The sequence below is a fragment of the Zhongshania aliphaticivorans genome (assembly GCF_902705855.1).
Classification (GTDB): domain Bacteria; phylum Pseudomonadota; class Gammaproteobacteria; order Pseudomonadales; family Spongiibacteraceae; genus Spongiibacter; species Spongiibacter aliphaticivorans_B.
Genome location: NZ_CACSIJ010000017.1, coordinates 76,562 through 96,040, shown reverse-complemented (window position 1 = coordinate 96,040; position 19,479 = coordinate 76,562). Strand labels below are relative to the sequence as shown.

Sequence of the window (19,479 nt, the reverse complement as noted above, 5' to 3'; positions counted from 1 at the left end):
ATTTTTACACGTATTCATTACAACGAGACCATGTTTAGTAGACCAGAAGGCTGTTAATGAACATTACCATTTTTAGTATAGGCACTCAGGGCGACGTTAGACCCTTTATTGCCCTTGGACTAGGCTTGCAGGCTGCGGGTCATAAAGTCTGTATCGCCAGTGGTAAAACCTGTGAAGCGTTGGTTGTTAATCATGGCCTTAGTTATGCGCCTTTAACCGCAGATTTTCTGGAGCTTATGGCTAAAGATCCACGTGCAATTCAGCGTGGATTGAATCCGCTATCCTTGATGAGCACCGCGCGCAAGCATCTTAAAGACATGGCGCAGCACTGGGCCGAAGAAGGCTTGACCGCCGCTAAAGATGCTGACCTATTGCTTGGCAATGGCATGATGGCCGTGCTGGCAAATTCACTGGGCGAGGCACTCAATATTCCAGCTGTAGAAACTCATTTGCAGCCGGTAACGCCCTGCCCCGATATTCCGCCCATGATGCTCACACCGCCAAACAAACCACGTAACGGCACAATGAACAACATGCTTTACCACCTTTTGCGGGCCATTACGTGGCGCATGCTCAGTGCGGCTTACAGCCCAGTTCGTAAAGCGCTTCAATTACCAGCACTACCTTGGTACGGCCCGTATTATCAGCAGAAGAAAGAAGATCGACGGATTCTTTACGGCTACAGCCCCGCCTTACTCCCACCGTCACCCCATTGGCCTACGGGTGTGCAAGTGACGGGGAATTGGTTTTTAAACGGCGAATCGCAGTGGCAGCCATCAGCAGAGCTAAAGCAGTTTCTCGCCGCTGGCGACAAACCGATTTATATCGGTTTTGGGAGTATGTTGAGTGACGACACCGACAATCTCACAGCCCTAATTTATCAAGCCATTGCCCAGTCTGGGCGCAGAGCAATTATTGCGACGGGATGGGGTGGGCTTAAAGCTGCGCACAATAATAATCCAAATATTTTAGTTATTGAGGCTGCGCCGCACGACTGGTTATTTCCCAAGGTGTATCTCGCTGTTCATCATGGTGGTGCAGGTACCACTGCCGCAACAATTCGCGCAGGTATTCCTTCGGTGGTTATTCCATTCTTTGGTGATCAGCCGTTCTGGGCTTGGCGACTTGAGCAAAATGGTGTGGCACCCAAAATGCTTACGCGCAAAACACTCACAGCGGAGCAATTAACCACCGCCATCAACATGGCTTGTGTACCCGAAATGCAAAACGCAGCCGCTAAACTAGCCACAAAAGTGGCAGACGAGAATGGTGTTCAAAATGCGATAGGCCTGCTTACTCAATGGGGTTTGCTCGATCACAAAACCAATACCTACACATCGCAAGCTGATTCCGTGGCGCAGACGGCGACTTGAGTAAACCATTACCAAGCGAGCTATCAGTCTCATTAGATTTTATTACTGCGAGTAAATTCGTCGCGCTAAGCGGTTTTGGTGGCATCTGTTATCACTGCTGCTTTAACACCGCTCGCTATAACGACGCGCAGTTTTCTAACTATAATGTGGCCCTTCCCGCTACACTAATTAACGCGGCAAACTCGCGCAAAGCTGAATTTCTTGCGGGACGCATTGCGGCACGCCATGCCTTCATTCAGCTAGGTTTAACACCGGCGATAGTTGATATTGGCGCGCGTCGCGAACCGCAATGGCCAACGACTGTGCTTGGCTCAATCAGTCATCATGGTCATAGCGCATTCTGCATGATGATGCCTCGCCCTTCTCCAACACCGCTTATTTCCCTTGGCATTGATGTCGAATCAATTGTTCTAGCCAATGACCGTGACCTGCTGAGCCCAAGTATTGTCAGCCAAGAAGAATTAGAATTGATATCTGCTAGCTTCGTAAATATGGAATTTGGTTTTACGGTGATATTCTCAGCCAAGGAAGCCCTGTTTAAAGCACTGCACCCAGCGGTGGGTCGTTATTTTGATTTCTTAGACGTAAAAATGTCGGCAATACATATCGACCGTTGCGAGCTAGAATTCCGTCTACTTACTGATTTGTCAGTGCAGCTTTTAAAAGGTCATACCGTCACCGTGCATTGGAGAAATGAGGCGAACACTGTCATCAGCTGGGTGCTTCCAAGCTAAGATCCCTAGCCAAAACTTTTCAGCTGGCACTAAAGCGCATAAGCTCACACGACATATAACGTTCGCCTCTGGGTGAACAATATTGTGTTTCGCAGCCCCTAAATTTGTACAGCGAGATGAATATGCATGACCACCATCATCACCATACTGCCTCGGAACGAATCGGCTGGGCATTTAGCCTAAACTTTTGCTTCACTATTATCGAGTTTATTGGCGGCTGGTTGACCAATAGCACTGCAATTATGGCCGACGCCGTGCATGACTTGGGGGACTGTCTCGCCATTGGTTTAGCGTGGTGGCTAAATAAAATAGGCGCAAAAGAAGCTAGTAGCCGCTTTAGTTATGGATTCAGTCGTTTCTCATTACTGGGCGCGCTCATCAATGGCGTAATCTTGGTAATAGGCTCAGTGTGGGTGATGAGTGAAGCAATACCTCGCTTGCTTAATCCACAAATGCCCGACGCTACCGGCATGTTGGGTTTGGCGATTTTGGGTGTCGCGGTTAACGGTTACGCTGCATTTAAACTCAGCGATGGCAAAACCTTAAACGAACGCATGCTCAACTGGCATCTGCTAGAAGACGTACTGGGCTGGGTGGCGATACTACTAATATCAATTGTCTTAATGTTTATAGAACTACCAATACTAGACCCCATTCTGTCTATTGGATTCACCTTGTTTATTCTGTTCAATGTGGCAAAAAACCTTGCCGAAACGTTGCGTTTATTTTTACAAGCCACACCGGATCATGAGTTGCGCGAGCAGATACAGCAAAGCTTATTAAACATTGATCATGTGGGTGGTATTCATCACCTTCATCTTTGGTCCTTGGATGGCGAACAGCATGTATTAACTGCACACCTGCTTTTAAAGCAGAATTATGAACACGCGGAATTAGTACGTTTAAAATCTATTATCGCAGATTCAATGCGCGACCATCCCTTGAGCCACACCACGATAGAATTTGAATTTCCTGACGAGGCCTGCCGCGATGACTCTGCGGTCCACACGGCGACACATACGCACCACCATTAATTCGAATCGGCTACGTTATAACCGTAATCGAGAATAATTTTTTGCGCGGTATTTCCTTTTAGGAATGCGATGAACGCCTTTGCCGCGGCGCTATCCTTCGCTGCTGTAAGCAACACTGCGTCTTGTTTAATTGGCGTATATAACGTGCTCGGCAACATCCACGCAGAGCCGCTTTTGAGCATACCTTTTTCGCTTATCTGAGAAACAGCAACAAAACCAATCGCTGCGTTCCCAGTACTGACGTATTGATAAGCTTGAGAAATATTTTCCCCCGTCACCCATTTGGGTCGCGTCACGTCCTCAAGCTTTAAATGCCGCAATACTTCTACCGCAGCGCTACCATATGGCGCGAGCAAGGGGTTTGCGAGAGCCAGTTTATTAAAGGTTCCTGCTTTTAATATCGTTCCTTGGTCATCAACTGCATTTGCGTTGGGCGACCACAGTGCGAGACCACCAATGGCATAGCTAAACTGACTGCCAGTGACGGCCAAGCCTGCTTTGCATAACGCCGCCGGCTTTGTTTGATCTGCAGATAGAAACACTTGAAACGGCGCACCGTGGGAAATTTGCGCAAAAAACTTGCCTGATGATCCAAAGGAGACATTAAGCTGATGCCCTGTCGCCCCTTCAAATTCAGCGGCTATTTCACGCATCGGTGCAGTAAAGTTTGAGGCAACGGCAATGTTCAACTGCTCTGCAGTGGCAATATTGAGCCCACACAATACGCTTACTAGTAATCCAACTTGACGAAAACGAATCATTTTTTCATCCTAAAACGTACGAGTGGCTATTCGCTGAATCACCACAGAAAAGGCTATTCTCATCAAAGTAAACACATCACTGTAAGGCTAGATCATTCATTTCTAAATAATAAGTATTGCTTAGAGAGCTCAGAATAGCAGCGTTAAAGATCAGCTTAAAATACTTATTAACCCACGTGAACTCGGCGATTGCTGCTGCATTTCGCCTAATACGCGCTATCCGATTTTGCGCCGTTTTTTGCCTCGTCTTGGCTTCGCTAGTGACGTGATGTTGAGGTCTCATTTTAAATCGATTCAAAGAAATGTTGACCCTACCGCCATGGGAGACATTAGTCTTACTAGCATATAGAGTCTATCTTAAGTTACGGAGTAATACGCGATGACAAGCGCACAGGCATCGTCAACAGACATACACTTAACAATTGCAGGAATGAATTGCACGTCCTGCGTTGGGCGGATTGAAAAACAGCTAGCAAAACTCCCTGAAGTAAACGGCGTTACCGTCAATTTAGCTACAGAGTCAGCACACATTAGCCTAAATAGCGCAATCACCATTCAAGTTTTGTCTTCTGCTATTGAGCAGGCGGGTTACTCAGTCGCCACTGATGAGGTTTATTTAAACATCACAGGAATGAGCTGTGCATCCTGCGTGGGCCGCGTTGAAAAAGTGCTGTCCAATCTTAGCGGCGTGCTCGATGTTAGCGTAAATTTGGCCACAGAATCAGCTCACGTCGTTATTGCAAAGGGTTGTATAAGCACCGCTTACCTTATCGCGGCCATAAAACATGCAGGGTACGACGCCAGCCATAACAATGCTTCTGGGACTGGGGGTGATTCAGAAAACACCACACTAAGACCTGCCTTAAACCAAGATACACGCCATCTGCTAATTTCAGCTCTGCTCGCGGCACCGATGGTGCTAGGAATGATTTTAGACGCGCTCGGCTACCCGTTAATGCCACCAGCATGGTTGCAGTTTTTACTAGCCACCCCAATACAATTTTGGTTGGGGGCGCGTTTCTATCGCGCGGCCTGGTACGCCATAAAAGCCGGTACCGGCAATATGGATTTACTGGTGGCCTTAGGCACTAGCGCCAGCTACGGACTAAGTGTATTCCAGCTAGTGACGCAGTATTTAAATCCTTCTACCCACAATATGGGGCATTATTATTTTGAGGCCTCGGCGGTCGTTATCACTCTGATCTTGCTGGGAAAATGGCTTGAAGCTCGTGCCAAACATCAAACCACAGCGGCGATACGCGCGCTGCAAGCACTTAGACCAGACACTGCAATAGTACGCCAACAACAAGGAGATGTACGCATCGCCATCGACCAGATCCGCAGTGGCGATATTGTGGTAGTTAAAGCCGGCGAGCAAATACCCGTTGACGGCATTATCGTCGAAGGCAGCGCTAGCGTAGACGAGTCGATGATTAGCGGCGAAAGTCTACCAGTCCAAAAAACTATGGGAGACACGGTCGCAGGCGGCGTAATAAATAACGACGCGCTGTTGCTAATAGAAACAACAGCGGTGGGTGCCGAAACCACCTTAGCGCGTATTATTCGCCTAGTGGAGAACGCGCAGGCCGCAAAGGCACCAGTGCAGCGCCTCGTCGACAAAGTGAGCATGGTATTTGTGCCGGTGGTCATTGCCATCGCCATTGCCACACTGGTGAGTTGGTATTTATATAATGGGCATTTGCAGGAGGCCATTATTAATGCGGTCACCGTTTTGGTCATAGCCTGCCCCTGTGCCCTAGGTTTAGCTACTCCCGCTGCGATCATGACAGGCACTGGGGTTGCTGCCCGTCACGGCATTTTAATTAAAGATGCACAGGCGCTTGAACGTGCCCACAATATTAACACCGTGGTATTTGATAAAACCGGCACTTTAACAATCGGCAAACCACGTTTGCTCAACACGCTTGCCTATGACAACAATCCCAAAAATTTACTCGCATTAGCAGCCGCGCTCCAGAGCAGCAGCGACCACCCATTGGCGAAAGCCGTATTGGATGAAGCGAATTCAAGACATATCTCTTTCAATGTAGCCACCAAACCAAAGACTTTGGCTGGACGCGGCATTCGCGCAATCGTCGCGGGCACAACCTTCATACTCGGTAATACTAGGCTCATGCAAGAATCTCAAATTTCCATAGCTCAATTTGAGACCGAAGCGAATGAGCTTGAAAGCCAAGGTCGCACAATCTCTTGGCTTGCCGAAATCGGAGATACTCCTCAGTTAATTGGTTTACTAGCCTTTGGTGACGAAATAAAACCCACGGCACAATCTGCAATTGATCGACTACATAAAAGCGGTATAAAAACGGTCATGATTACCGGCGACAACGAAGGCAGCGCCCGCGCTACCGCAACTCATTTAGGTATAGCTGAGTTCTTTGCGAATATACTGCCCGACGGTAAAGCTGAAGCAATTCAAAAATTACGCAGTGCCAACAACATTGTTGCCATGGTCGGTGATGGCATTAACGATGCCCCTGCTCTAGCCGCTGCTGATGTAGGTATGGCCATGGCGACAGGGACTGATGTGGCTATGCACACCGCCGGTATTACCCTCATGCGGGGCGATCCTACGCTAATCGCAGACGCGATTGACATCTCGCGGCGCAGTTACCAAAAAATCCGTCAAAATTTATTTTGGGCATTCATCTATAATTTGTTAGGCATTCCACTAGCCGCCAGCGGTTTACTTGGCCCTGCCTTAGCCGGTGCAGCAATGGCATTTAGCAGTGTTAGCGTGATTTGCAATGCGCTACTGCTACGGCGCTGGGAACCAAGGCGCTGAACTTGGTCAAAATGCTATGTCTGACACGAGTAAGATAAAAAATGCATTTGGAGTAAAAAAATGAACATAGGTGAGGCGGCAAAAGCCAGCGGAATTTCGGTAAAGATGATTCGTCACTATGAATCCCTTGGCTTAATTAAAGAAGCAGCCCGTACTCCAGCGGGCTACCGACTATATTCAGACAACGATGTGCACAGCCTCAGCTTTATAAAAAGCGCCCGTTCCTTGGGCTTTTCATTAGCCCAAATTGAACAATTACTATCTTTATGGGCTGATCGAGACAGAGCGAGCGCAGATGTTAAGACACTAGCAATAAGCCATATCGATGAATTAAATGCTAAAATTCACGAACTCACGGCAATGAGAGATTTACTCGCCGACTTGGCATCTAATTGCCACGGCGACAATCGTGCAGACTGCCCTATTTTGTCGGGCTTAGAAAATGTCTGTGCTAGTAATGCAGGTTAACCGACGAAGCTAAAATGAACTTTCGCACTCGTAAAAATATAGCACTCTGGATTTTACTGATGTTCTTCAGCAAAATGGCTTTTGCTATTTATCAGCCAGTGCCGTCACAAAATACCCAGACAATTTTTCCACAAGTTAAAACTCACCATCATCATGAGCAGGCCTCATCAATCGATTCGCAACACGAAGAAAGGAGTGCAAACTGCGAATTAAATTGTGACTGCTGCACTGTCCATTGCAATACGCCGGCACTACCGACAACGGTATTTTTAAACAGTGAGTGTCGTCATCAAGTCCCACATTCACTTGCCATAGCCCAGCAGCAAGTAAAAGTTACCGCTTCTCTATTTCGCCCTCCGATTCCAGCCTAACACAGGCGTATTCCGTCTTTAATTCGGGTAACGGCCATTAATTACCGGTCGAATCTAATTACTAGTTTTTGCGCCGTGGCCCTGAATTAACCTCATCGGCTACGTGTAGAATCTATGACTAGCTCGCAGGCAACGGCAAAGATCCTTAGCGATTGCGATATTTTGTAGGGCACATTATGAAAATCATTTCCTCTTTCAATAACTCGGTACATCAACAAGGCCTATCTCGACGCCGCTTTGTGCAGGGCGCCGCCAGTGCTGGTGCGCTCATTGGCTTAGGCGGCGCACCTGTTAGTTTTGGCGCTGCGAACACCCAAAAAATGAAATCACCAGATATCCTTCAAGGTCAGCATTTTGACCTGCATATTGGCCATCAAAATGTAAATTTTACTGGCAAGCAACAGATAGCGACCGCCATCAATGGCAGCGTTCCGGGCCCTATTTTACGATGGAAAGAAGGCGAAGATATTAGCTTGCGAGTGCATAACCACCTACATCACGACAGCTCTATTCACTGGCACGGCATGATTCTACCCACCGGCATGGACGGCGTACCAGGGCTGAGTTTTGGCGGCATAAAACCTGGCGAATATTTTGACTATGCCTTTAAAGTTCAGCAAAACGGAACTTACTGGTATCACAGCCATTCTGGATTTCAGGAGCAAACCGGCCTTTATGGCGCGATCGTTATTGAACCGGCGAATCCTGATCCCGTGAGTTACGACCGCGATTACGTGATTCAACTTTCTGACTGGTCAGATCAGGCACCAGAAGATATTTACGCCAAGCTAAAAAAGCAGGCGGACTACTACAACTATAAGCAACGAACCACAGTGGACTTATGGAAGGACATAAAAGAAAAAGGCATATCGCGTAGTTGGGCAGCGCGCCGCATGTGGAATGACATGCGAATGAGTCAAAGTGATATTTCTGACGTCACCGGCCATGCCTATACCTATCTGATGAATGGCAACACCCCTGAACAGGGTTGGAATGGCTTATTCAAACGCGGTGAAAAGATTCGTCTGCGATTTATAAATAGCGCTGCGATGACAATTTTCGATGTGCGAATTCCCGGTTTAAAAATGACTGTCGTTGCCGCTGACGGACAAAACGTAGAACCCATTAGTGTTGATGAGTTTCGCATTGGTGTTGCAGAAACCTACGATGTGGTTGTCAGCCCCAGTGACAACAGCGCCTACTGTGTGTTCGCTCAAAGCATAGATCGCAGCGGATTTTGTCGAGGAACATTAAGCCCCAACCCTAAATGGCAGGTTGAGATTCCGAAAATGGACCACGCCCCGCTACTCGCACACCGCGATATGGGCATGGCAATGGCAGGCATGAACCACAGCAATCACGATATGTCTGCCATGGAGGCAGAAAGCGACGAGACAAACGCACATGTAAACCACAATATGGGCGTGAACTCGGCACATAAGGCAGGCAAACCTGCCCCCGCAGGAATGGGCAGTCAGCGTGAAATCAAACACGTAAACGCAGAGTTTGGGCCCCAAGTTGATATGCGTACCGAGTCACCAATGAATGGGGTAGATGATCCGGGTATTGGGCTGCGCGATCACCAACAACGCTATGGTCGTCGAGTACTGAGATATTCCGATTTACGAAACTTGTATAAAACCGAAGACCGTCGCGATCCACAGCGCGAAATTCAGCTGCATCTAACCGGCAATATGGCGCGCTATATGTGGTCGATGGACGGTGTGCCATTTGCCGACGCAAGCCCGCTAAAATTCAAATACGGCGAGCGACTGCGTATTGTATTAGTCAATGATTCGATGATGACCCACCCTATTCACCTACACGGCGTATGGAGTGAGCTAGAAACCGGCGATCCTTTGTATATACCAAAAAAGCACACGGTCTTAGTTCAACCCGGTTCAAAAATCAGTTATCTAGTCAGCGCCGACGCGGTTGGCCGCTGGGCGTATCACTGCCATTTGCTATACCACATGCCCGGTATGATGAGAGAAGTCCTTATCAGTGAAGGAGCTGTGTAATGAACATTAAATCTACCGCTCATCGGCTTATTACACTACTAATTTTACTCGGCGTAACATCGCAGGTATTTAGCCATCCTGCTGCCGACCCTGTCCTCAGCATGTTGTCTTTTAATCAATTAGAACAACGTAATAATAACGATGGCAGTGAAATCCAATGGGATGTTGATGCTTGGTTAGGTAAAGATCTGCACAAGCTATGGATTAAAACGGAAGGTAATTACCGTGACGGTAACCGTGAAAGTAGCGAGCTTGAATTATTGTATAGCCATGGAGTTTCTCCCTATTGGGATATCCAGGCCGGATGGCGAGGTGATTTTAACAACACCGATAATAGACAGTGGTTTGCACTTGGCTTGCAAGGCGTGGCGCCTTACTTTTTTGAAACAGAACTCACACTCTATCTGGGTCAACATGGCCAAACTGCAGCTAGACTTGATACCGAATATGAAATATTACTGACCCAAAAGTGGGTACTAAGGTCGGAGTTCGAAGCCAATATATATGGCCGAAATGACCGAGCAACACACACCGGTAGTGGCCTATCAAACATCGAAGCAGGGCTTAACTTGCGTTACGAAATTCGACGTGAATTTGCTCCTTATATCGGTGTAAGCTACGAACAAAAAATTGGTAATACAGCGAAATATAGCCGTAATATCGGACAAAAAACAGAATCTGTGGCGTGGCTAATCGGCCTAAAATTTTGGTTTTAAACTGAGAATTTTAGGGCGAGTCAGAAACGGATAAGTAATGGCTTCAAATTAAAACTAGCGATCAATGATGCCTCAATAAAAATAATAGTGGTGAATTTATCGCCAGTATCAACTAAATTAGAAGCCCACCGTTAACACCAAAACATCTACCGCAAAATTACTAGTGGCAAATGAGTGTTCTCGATTATTTTACGAGTATTGCTACCTAAAAATGCATGGGCAATCATTGAATGAGATAATGCACCCATGACAAGCATTTCTAAGAAAATACGAAACTTGATTTTGTGAGCTATTATTTTAGTAACACCGGAAAATACAGCTAAATGAATAAGCCATTACTTTTCTGTGTACTAGCTAATATTATTTAATCTATTCTTTTAAGAGCAATCACCTACTGATCTGGCAGTCTATACACTGCGCAAATTCTTATTAGCATGGTCTATCCATTCGTCGGTGTTTTCAAACTCAATATCTTGCCCGTGGGTCGCGATACCAATTAGTGGATCAGCCACTAAACCTTCACGACTGTTATTTTTTACATCCCGAGTCGCTTGAATTAGGCGCTGAGCAATGGCGTGTGCTTCCGGCTCTGCCGTGTCATGGAGCAGTATCAAGAAGGTCGTTTCGCTATAGCGGGAAATGATATCGCCGGCTCGGAGCTTGTTTTTCAATTCAGTAGCCAATGACCGCAAGTAGTAGTTAAGGTCGTCGCCAAGGGGTTTTCTAATTGCTTTAAAATTAGTTATTTCGAGTAATAAAATGCTTAAGACTCGTCCTGCTCTGCATGCCAAATCAAAGCTATCGGGTAGAAATTCATTAATAAACTCGCGGGAAAATGCCGCTGTTGCTGAGTCTAGCCGCTTTTCATCTGTTAGTTTTGGTGATTTTTTCCCACGCTGGCGACCGCGGCTTAGATTTTGTAAATTCAACTCGGCTAATGTTTCATTTGCCTGTTCTAGTAGTTCGGACTGACTGGCGCTTTCCGTTAGTTTTATATCAAACAAGGCTTCCATTTCTGGAATTTGATCGTGTAAAAAACCAATTAGTCTGTCTACTTTCGCGGAGTCTAATCCCAAAACCCTCTGAGCCTGAAGGTAAAGTTGCTTGGTGGCGTCTGGCGACTCACCCAATATTAGGTAATCTGCGGCAATGCCAGAAACACAAACACAGCGTATAAACAGCCCGTCTACATCAGTAATGGCAAAGGTATTTGGCCGGTGACTGGTCGCAATTGCAAGGCTCGTTCTTTCTGCTAAACCCCAATGTTTGCATAGCCATGCGCCCGCCTCGGCGTGATCTCCGCCCATACGCTCGATTTCGTATTCACGCACACGTTGGTGGAATACTTGGTCACTGCGCAAGTCGGTATAAAAATCGGGCTTAAGGCGATCTATGGCAATCATGCCTATGTCTTGTAAAAGCCCGGCAAGGAACAGTTCTTCTATTGCGCGCTCACCTAGTAATCGCCCTAGCTCCCGTGCAGCAGCGGCGGCAATTAAGGATCGACGCCACAGCAAAGGATAATGTAAGCCAGATTGTGATTGTTCTTTTAGCGATGAGGTGAGTGAAAAGCTCAATGCTAAATTGACGGTAGTATCTAACCCCAGTAAGACAATGGCGCGGCGCACGTTTTCTATTTTGTGCTCGTTCGCATACATGGGGGAATTGGCAAACTGCAACGTCTTTGCCGCTAGAGCAGGATCACTGGCAATGAGAGTGGCTAAATTCTGAATATCGATGTCGCCAGATCGGGCTAGCTCAACAATTTTACTTACCACGCGAGGAATCGACGGCAGACGCGCGGTATTTTCAATAAAAGGACTTAGATCAATTGCCATGTATTTCTCTACGCTGAGTTTATCACCTATTAAACTCAGCGTAGAAAATTCTGACAATACGGATTAGCCGCGACTGTGTCCCTATTTGTACGGATCACAGCGTTTTATTTTTCGAAAACCGTTGCGACCTGCCGGCTAAACATAACTGCCTTGCCGTCTGGGCCCCATATGGTGGCATGGTTGTGAAAATAGCCATTACCTGCAGCTTGGCTTTGGTAATCGCAAAACCACCAATCCGACATATCTGCGTTAGAGAGCGTTTCAGGAAACTCCAAATACCAACTTAAGGAGCTGCCAATACCAGGGGCTTTAATCATGTTCAGCCCAGGCATGGGAGGCACATCAGCTATGGCAATGAGCGCTGCTAAATCCGCCGCACCCGCTTCTTTAAAACGAAGCCACAGCGAAAAATCGGCCGATTCAGACTGACTAAAGGGCAAACTGCCGCTGCATATACGCATGTCAAAATGCTGAGTAAAGGTCGGAGTTAAACCCTCTATAAAGGGCAATGCCTGTACGGACTCTGGCGCGACTACATCTGGCATTGCCGGCCCAGCGAGGCTTGCCGCTGATTGCCGATCTTTACCAAAGGCAGCACTGACCGTGGCGGCGACTTCGCCATTGCACAGTATTTCTCCTTGAATATGAGTCACCGAGCCACCAACGCGCAGTTCGCGAAGTGTAATACGATGATCTCCCGCTGGTACCGGCCCCACAAACATAACCGCAACAGAGCGCAGGTGTCGATCAGCCGGTATTTTCTGCAACATGGCTTTTACAATCAGTGCTGCGCTTAGGCCGCCAAACGCGGTTCTGCCTTGTAGCCATGAGGCGTCAATATGAACGCTGTATTCATTTACTTGATCAGTTGCTTTAACACCTTCAAGCAATGCCTGAAAATTTTTCATTCGTCGCCCTTATATTATTGAAAATAATAGTCATCAATTTGGCCAGCTAAAGTCTGCATATTCTGCGCGAATGTCTTTTTTACTTAATTTTCCAGTTGCTGTGTGTGGCAACGCATCTACAAACAGGCACTCTTCGGGTATCCACCATTTCGCCACTTTGCCATCAAACCACGCCAACATGTCTTCCCGCGAGAGGGTTTCGCCTTCGTGTAAAATCACCAGCAGCAATGGTCTTTCGCTCCAGGTAGGATGCGGCATACCAACAACGGCAGCCTCGGCGACTTTCGGATGATTTACTGCGCAATTTTCTAGCTCGATCGAGCTAATCCACTCACCGCCAGATTTAATTACGTCCTTCACCCGGTCGGTAATCTGCATATAGCCGTATTCGTCAATACTGGCTACATCGCCAGTTTCAAACCAGCCATCGTCATCCAGGGTTTGACCGTCGTAGCGATAATACTCGTTAATAATCCAAGGCCCGCGCACTTTTACCGCCCCGGAGCTCTTACCATCCCAAGGTAAAGGTTTGTTGTCAGCATCGACTATTTTCATTTCTACACCAAACACCGGACGCCCTTGCTTTAAGCGCATTTTGTCGTATTGCTCAGCGGGCATATCATTAACAACCGCCGGAGCATTTCCATTAAAGGTGCCCAGCGGGTTCATTTCCGTCATGCCCCAACCCTGCTGTACATCTACACCGTACTTGCTACGGAAATCATCAAAAATAGTGAAAGGACAGGCCGCGCCACCAACAGTTAAGCGATTTAGCGTGTCGATGGTGCTGTTTGTTTTCTTTAGGTAATCCAATAAGGCGAGCCAAACGGTGGGAACACCCGCAGAAACGGTGACCTTCTCTTCGTTAATCAATTTACAAAGGGTTTCACCGCAACCCATTTTGGGGCCTGGCATAACTAATTTTGCGCCGGTCATTGGCGCGGAATAGACCAAGCCCCAGCCGTTTACGTGAAACATAGGAACAATCGGCAGTGCTACATCTTTAACTGATAAGCCGAATACATCAGGTGCAATGCTTGCATAACAATGCAATAAGGTAGAGCGATGGGTGTACATCACCCCTTTGGGATTGCCGGTGGTGCCCGAGGTATAACACAGCGCTGAGGGGGTATTTTCATCAAGTTCGGGCCAGCTAAATTCAGTTGGCTGATCAGCTAATAGAGCTTCGTAGCAATGCGCATTGGCAAGGCTAGTCTCTGGCATATGGGCTTGATCTGTCATCACCACAAAGCCCTTCACCTCGGGCATAAGATGCTGCAGGGACTCCAGCAGCGGCACCATCGTCAGGTCGACGAAAATCCATTTGTCTTGACCATGATTAACTATGTACTCAATTTGTTCAGGGAATAAGCGTGGATTAATGGTGTGACAAATCATTCCCGAGCAAGATACCGCATAGTAAATTTCTAAATGGCGGTAATCATTCCACGCAAAAGTTGCAACAGTATCGCCCTGTTCCAGCCCCAACTTCTGCAACACATTTGCCAATTGCCGCGCTCTCGCAAAGGCCTCCCGATAGGTGTATCTGTGGCGCGGGTTATCCGCCGTGACTGACACAACCTCAACTGAGCCATTAATTTGCTCGGCGTGAGCCATGAGCGAGGTGATTGTGAGCTGGGTATTCATCATTGGGATCATTATTATTTGCCTTTCTTATGTTACTTAAATTTTTTAGCTCAGCACTTGCACGAGAACACATGTGAGCAGAGAATACATTAGAGTTCAATCTTATGTGAATGAGCATAATCATAGCAACACCAGCATTACATAATATCGCGCTAATACGTAAGTCTTGACGCCTTGCTTCACAAAACCCACCTAATAACGAAGAGATAAACCTATGAGTAACACGCTATTAAATAGCCGCGATCTTGATTTTTTGCTTTACGAGTTACTCGACACCGAAGCCCTGCTAAATAGACCCCGTTACCAAGACCACTCTCGGGAGGTGTTTAACGCCACACTCGACACCGCCCACACCATTTCCAAGAAGTATTTTGCCAACCACAACACCAAGGGCGACGCTAACGAACCTCAGTTTGATGGCACCGCCGTACAAATGATTCCGGAGACTAAAGAGGCATGGAACGCCTTAGCAGAAGCGGGATTTTTAGCCGCACATTACGACGCCGACGAAGATGGCCTGCAATTACCAGAAATTATTCTACGCGCGGCAATGGCGTATTTTAACGCCGGAAATATCGCGAGTTCCGCCTATCCATTTTTAAGCATTGGCGCCGCCAATCTGATTCACTCATTTGGCAGCAAGGAACACAAAGCCACGTTTTTACCGCCCATGCGCGAAGGCCGATTCGCCGGAACGATGGCTCTAACCGAACCTAATCAGGGTTCGGCGCTGGCAGATATTACGACCACCGCCTACCCCGCTGACGAAGGTACTTACCTCATAAAAGGGCAGAAAATGTTCATATCTGGTGGCGACCAGAACATCACAGAAAACATAGTACACATGGTGCTCGCACGTATTGATGGTGCGCCCGCCGGTACCAAGGGAATTTCCCTGTTTATATGTCCAAAATTTTTAGTTAATTCCGACGGTTCTCTTGGCGAGCGCAACGACGTCGCGCTGGCGGGCTTGCTGCACAAAATGGGCTACCGCAACACCACCTCGACGGTATTAACCTTTGGCGAAAACGGCGGCGCTAAAGCGTATTTGGTTGGCGAAGCTCATAAAGGGCTTCAATATATGTTCCAAATGATGAACGAAGCTCGCATCGGTGTTGGTCTAGGTGCGGCCGTACTTGGCTATCAGGGATATTTGTATTCATTAAATTACGCTCGTGAGCGCCCCCAAGGCAGGCTGCCCTCCATTAAAGACCCAACGTCAGCGCAAGTGCCTATTATTGAGCACGCCGACGTACGACGGATGTTATTGGCACAAAAATCCTATGCCGAAGGCGCGCTTGCCCTTTGTCTGTACGCAACCTCACTGTATGAAGATTCTCGGACTGCAGACACCGAGCAAGAGCGCCAACAAGCCTTTTTATTGTTAGATCTGATAACCCCGATTGTGAAATCCTGGCCGTCGAAATATGGGCTAAAGGCCAATGAGCTTGCGATACAGGTACTGGGTGGCGCCGGCTATATCAGAGAATATCCGGTTGAGCAGTATTACCGTGATAATCGACTTAACCCCATCCACGAAGGCACGGAAGCGATTCACGGCATTGACATATTAGGCCGTAAAATACTGTTAAATAACGGCGCTGGTTTTAGCCTATTTATAGAAACCGTCAGCAACACGTTGTCAGAAGCACGCGAGTTTGAAGAATTACTACCCTTAATCCAGCCGATTACTGACGCCCTGCAAACCTTAACCACCGTAACAAATACACTGCTTGGCAACATGGCCGAACACACCGACTTAAGTTTGGCCAATGCCACGGTTTATCTCGATTTGTTTGGCCGTATTTTGATGTCGTGGCTGTGGCTAAAACAGGGGGTAACTGCTGCACGAGGTTTAAGCAAAAAGGATGTTCACGACGCTGATGCGCATTTTTATCAGGGAAAACTTCACGCCGCACGCTACTACGTTCAATGGGAGCTAGCAGAAATTGGCCCGCAGGCTGATCTGCTTTGTCGTTTTGACAATATTCCCTTCACCATGAAAAATGAATGGTTCTAACAGCCGCGACTACCCTTGAGCGACTGTTAGCGTTCATGGCCACGCTATGCCGTGGTCATGTTCTGCTCCCCCCAAAAGGCCTTCATGGCAATCACTTTGTTATCGTCATTGAAGGTGAATTGATCAATCACTTCTATGCGCATTTCACCATTGCCAGGGTTTAGCTCAACAACAAAGGGAAATACCGCGTGATTGGCGGCAAATCGAACTGGTCCTTCTAAACGAGCAGAAATTCCGGAACTAAATGCGACTTCATAGAATCGTATAATAGCGTCTTGCCCCTGAATAGGCTCACTACCAACTGGGTCTTCGATGGTGGCATCATCCGCGTATAAATCAGTAATAGCGGTCATATCACCATTATTTAAGGCAGCAATATATTGTTCAACAGCGGCTAACTTTGGGTTTTTACTCACGTAAATTACTCCATTTAACTTGTTAATTAGCGTATATAAACAGTGTAACGCGGGAAATTAAGTAAGAATATGTCCATTTTGTTAATAAAGCGGGCAAGATTCGCATACAGCTCAGCTAACCATGCAGAGCATATTTGAAATCACAGTCATGCCTGCATTAACTGCGCTGGCGGTGTAACATAGTCACGTCCACCTAGAACTTTGAGATGCGGTATTCAATGCTAACTATAAAATCACTTCGCAATGACAAATTTACTGGCGCGCTCATTACCGCCCTATTTTTGTCTATGTTCAGCTTGTCTGTCTTTGCCGACAGCGCACTCAAACCACTAGCACCAGAAAAATCACACAAAACAGCCGTTCACGACATGGTTGAACAGCTCAATAGTCGCCATTATGTAAAAATGTCTTTAAACGATGAGTTCTCAGGAAAGCTGCTAAATGCTTTTCTTGATGACCTAGACCCGAATCGCTTATTTCTACTCCAGAGCGATATCACCGAATTTCAAAAATACAGCATGCAATTAGACGATGAGCTAAAGAAATCTGACTTGAGCTCCGGCTTTTTTATCTTTAATCGCTACCGCGAACGTATGATTGACCGTTTGCAAAGCACTCTCGACACCTTGCCCGATAACATTAAGGTAATGGATTTCAGCGTTAACGAAGACATTGAGCTCGATCGTGACAAGGCTGTATGGCCGGCAAGTAAAGCCGAAGCAGATGAAATTTGGCGCAAGCAAATCAAAAACCGGGTGTTGGGCTTACGCCTCGCCGATAAAGATGACAAAGGCATCATTGAGTTATTAACTAAGCGCTTTAAAAACCAAATTAAGCGTATGAAACAGCTAGAAGCCGAAGACGCCTTCCAAATTTACGCTAATGCCTTCGCCTCACTGTACGACCCCCATACCGATTACTTCTCGCCGCGCATTTCCGAAAATTTCCAAATTAATATGAGCTTAAAACTAGAAGGCATCGGCGCAGTGCTACAAATGGAAGACGACTACACCAAAGTCGTGCGCCTAGTTGCGGCGGGCCCAGCCGATAAACAAGGACAACTACAACCTGCAGACAAAATTATAGGTGTAGCTCAAGGCAAAAAAGGTGAAATGCAGGACGTTATCGGCTGGCGCTTAGATGACGTGGTTGATCTGATTCGCGGTGCTGCAGGTTCGTTTGTCCGCCTAGAGGTAATTCCCGCCATTGCCAAAAGTGACGAAACCCGTCGCGAAATCACCATTGAACGCAATGAAGTAAAATTGGAAGACCAAAGTGCCAAAGGTGAAATGATTGAGATCACCGACAGTGATGGCGAAGCCCACAAAGTTGGCGTGATTGATGTCCCGACCTTTTATCTTGATTTTGAAGCCTACCGCATGGGTGATACTGAGTTCCGTAGTACCACTCGAGACGTGCATCGTATTATGGGTGAGCTACTTAGCGAAGGCGCCGAAGGCATTGTTATAGACTTGCGTGATAATGGCGGCGGCTCTTTGGCAGAAGCAAATGGCATGGTGGGCTTGTTTATAGAATCGGGCCCAACCGTGCAAATTAGGCAGTCTAACTCTAGAGTTCTACGTGAAGGCAAACGCCGCAGCTCGCCATACTACACTGGGCCGCTAGCAGTGTTGATTAATCGCATGAGTGCATCGGCCTCGGAAATATTTGCTGGCGCTATACAGGACTATCAGCGTGGCTTGGTGATTGGCACCCAATCTTTCGGCAAAGGCACAGTTCAGTCGGTAAATGCCCTGAGCCACGGACAACTTAAACTCACGGAATCTAAGTTTTACCGTATTTCTGGCGATAGCACCCAGAACCGTGGTGTTATCCCCGACATCGCCTTCCCGCCCCTCTACAACCAAGAGGATATCGGTGAAAGCGTCCTCGATAATGCCCTGCACTGGGATCGCATTCCCCAGGCAAGTCATCGCTACTATTTTGATCTAAAGTCCGGCATCGACACCCTGCAACGCAAGCACGACAAGCGCATTGCGAAAGATCCCGACTTCCAGTTCTTACAAGAACAGATTTCAGTCGTTGAGAAAATGCGTGCGAAGACCCACCTGTCTTTGAATATCGATCTTCGGAAGAAAGAGCGTGACGCGCAAAAAGTTCAGCAATTAGCGATGGAGAATCGTCGCCGAGTGGCCAAGGGTGAAGAACCCTTAGATGCTCTTGAAGACGAAAGTGCCGACGATATCGCGATGACAGACGAAGAGTCGGAGTTGAAGGCAGAAACCGAGAAGGAAGAGGACAAGGATAAAGAGAAGGCGCCAGATCCGCTTCTGACCGAGGCCAGCCACATTCTGGTCGATGCCTTGCCCTACTTCTTACCCGAACGTTTAGCCAGACGCCCGTAG

Annotated in this window: 16 protein-coding genes; 10 read left to right on the top strand and 6 right to left on the bottom strand. The window is 47.4% G+C overall.

Annotation, left to right across the window (positions count from 1 at the left end):
- Positions 1 to 56 precede the first annotated feature (56 nt).
- From GVJ32_RS17220 to GVJ32_RS17210, 3 genes are all read left to right on the top strand, one after another.
- Positions 57 to 1,373, top strand: coding sequence for a glycosyltransferase (locus GVJ32_RS17220; RefSeq protein WP_159241312.1), 1,317 nt, complete (start codon positions 57 to 59; stop codon positions 1,371 to 1,373).
- Positions 1,370 to 2,107: a 4'-phosphopantetheinyl transferase family protein gene (locus GVJ32_RS17215; protein ID WP_159241311.1), complete on the top strand. Its 738-nt coding sequence runs from the start codon at positions 1,370 to 1,372 to the stop codon at positions 2,105 to 2,107. The genes GVJ32_RS17220 and GVJ32_RS17215 overlap by 4 nt, the downstream gene beginning before the upstream one ends.
- A gap of 122 nt (positions 2,108 to 2,229) precedes the next feature.
- A complete protein-coding gene (locus GVJ32_RS17210; RefSeq protein ID WP_200841464.1) occupies positions 2,230 to 3,141 on the top strand; it encodes a cation diffusion facilitator family transporter in 912 nt (303 codons plus the stop codon).
- On the opposite strand, the gene modA is transcribed toward GVJ32_RS17210, so the two are convergent.
- A complete protein-coding gene (modA, locus tag GVJ32_RS17205) occupies positions 3,138 to 3,902 on the bottom strand; it encodes a molybdate ABC transporter substrate-binding protein (protein ID WP_159241309.1) in 765 nt (254 codons plus the stop codon). The genes GVJ32_RS17210 and modA overlap by 4 nt on opposite strands.
- A gap of 379 nt (positions 3,903 to 4,281) precedes the next feature.
- On the opposite strand from modA, the gene GVJ32_RS17200 reads away from it, so the two are divergent.
- The 5 genes from GVJ32_RS17200 to GVJ32_RS17180 all read left to right on the top strand — a co-directional run bounded on the left by GVJ32_RS17200 (position 4,282) and on the right by GVJ32_RS17180 (position 10,284).
- Positions 4,282 to 6,708 carry a heavy metal translocating P-type ATPase gene (locus tag GVJ32_RS17200; RefSeq protein ID WP_159241308.1) on the top strand — a complete coding sequence of 809 codons (2,427 nt, stop codon included), beginning with the start codon at positions 4,282 to 4,284 and terminating at the stop codon, positions 6,706 to 6,708.
- A 60-nt stretch (positions 6,709 to 6,768) separates the two neighbouring features.
- Entirely contained in the window at positions 6,769 to 7,176 is a 408-nt protein-coding gene (gene cueR / locus GVJ32_RS17195; RefSeq protein WP_159241307.1) for a Cu(I)-responsive transcriptional regulator, read from the top strand.
- Positions 7,177 to 7,190: 14 nt separating this feature from the next.
- A complete protein-coding gene (locus GVJ32_RS17190) occupies positions 7,191 to 7,547 on the top strand; it encodes a hypothetical protein (protein ID WP_159241306.1) in 357 nt (118 codons plus the stop codon).
- 176 nt (positions 7,548 to 7,723) lie between these two features.
- The gene (locus tag GVJ32_RS17185) at positions 7,724 to 9,568 is read left to right on the top strand and encodes a copper resistance system multicopper oxidase (RefSeq protein WP_159241305.1); all 1,845 of its coding nucleotides are present in this window, start codon (positions 7,724 to 7,726) and stop codon (positions 9,566 to 9,568) included.
- Positions 9,568 to 10,284, top strand: coding sequence for a copper resistance protein B (locus tag GVJ32_RS17180; protein ID WP_159241304.1), 717 nt, complete (start codon positions 9,568 to 9,570; stop codon positions 10,282 to 10,284). Before GVJ32_RS17185 ends, GVJ32_RS17180 begins: the two co-directional genes overlap by 1 nt.
- A 146-nt stretch (positions 10,285 to 10,430) precedes the next feature.
- On the opposite strand, the gene GVJ32_RS18520 is transcribed toward GVJ32_RS17180, so the two are convergent.
- From GVJ32_RS18520 to GVJ32_RS17165, 4 genes are all read right to left on the bottom strand, one after another.
- Positions 10,431 to 10,532 carry a universal stress protein gene (locus GVJ32_RS18520; protein WP_353652910.1) on the bottom strand — a complete coding sequence of 34 codons (102 nt, stop codon included), beginning with the start codon at positions 10,530 to 10,532 and terminating at the stop codon, positions 10,431 to 10,433.
- Between the two features lie 159 nt (positions 10,533 to 10,691).
- Positions 10,692 to 12,122, bottom strand: coding sequence for an HDOD domain-containing protein (locus GVJ32_RS17175; RefSeq protein ID WP_159241303.1), 1,431 nt, complete (start codon positions 12,120 to 12,122; stop codon positions 10,692 to 10,694).
- Between the two features lie 104 nt (positions 12,123 to 12,226).
- Positions 12,227 to 13,030 carry an acyl-CoA thioesterase gene (locus GVJ32_RS17170; protein ID WP_159241302.1) on the bottom strand — a complete coding sequence of 268 codons (804 nt, stop codon included), beginning with the start codon at positions 13,028 to 13,030 and terminating at the stop codon, positions 12,227 to 12,229.
- A gap of 33 nt (positions 13,031 to 13,063) precedes the next feature.
- Positions 13,064 to 14,689, bottom strand: coding sequence for a long-chain fatty acid--CoA ligase (locus GVJ32_RS17165; RefSeq protein ID WP_435808094.1), 1,626 nt, complete (start codon positions 14,687 to 14,689; stop codon positions 13,064 to 13,066).
- A 202-nt stretch (positions 14,690 to 14,891) separates the two neighbouring features.
- On the opposite strand from GVJ32_RS17165, the gene GVJ32_RS17160 reads away from it, so the two are divergent.
- On the top strand, positions 14,892 to 16,697 hold the full coding sequence (locus GVJ32_RS17160) for an acyl-CoA dehydrogenase (RefSeq protein ID WP_159241301.1): 1,806 nt from the start codon (positions 14,892 to 14,894) through the stop codon (positions 16,695 to 16,697).
- A gap of 44 nt (positions 16,698 to 16,741) precedes the next feature.
- On the opposite strand, the gene GVJ32_RS17155 is transcribed toward GVJ32_RS17160, so the two are convergent.
- Positions 16,742 to 17,113, bottom strand: a complete 372-nt coding sequence (locus GVJ32_RS17155; RefSeq protein WP_235035188.1) for a nuclear transport factor 2 family protein — start codon at positions 17,111 to 17,113, stop codon at positions 16,742 to 16,744.
- Positions 17,114 to 17,331: 218 nt separating this feature from the next.
- Here GVJ32_RS17155 and GVJ32_RS17150 point away from each other — a divergent pair, with 218 nt between their 5' ends.
- Positions 17,332 to 19,479 (top strand): carboxy terminal-processing peptidase, encoded by a 2,148-nt coding sequence (locus GVJ32_RS17150; RefSeq protein ID WP_235035187.1) that lies wholly within the window; start codon positions 17,332 to 17,334, stop codon positions 19,477 to 19,479.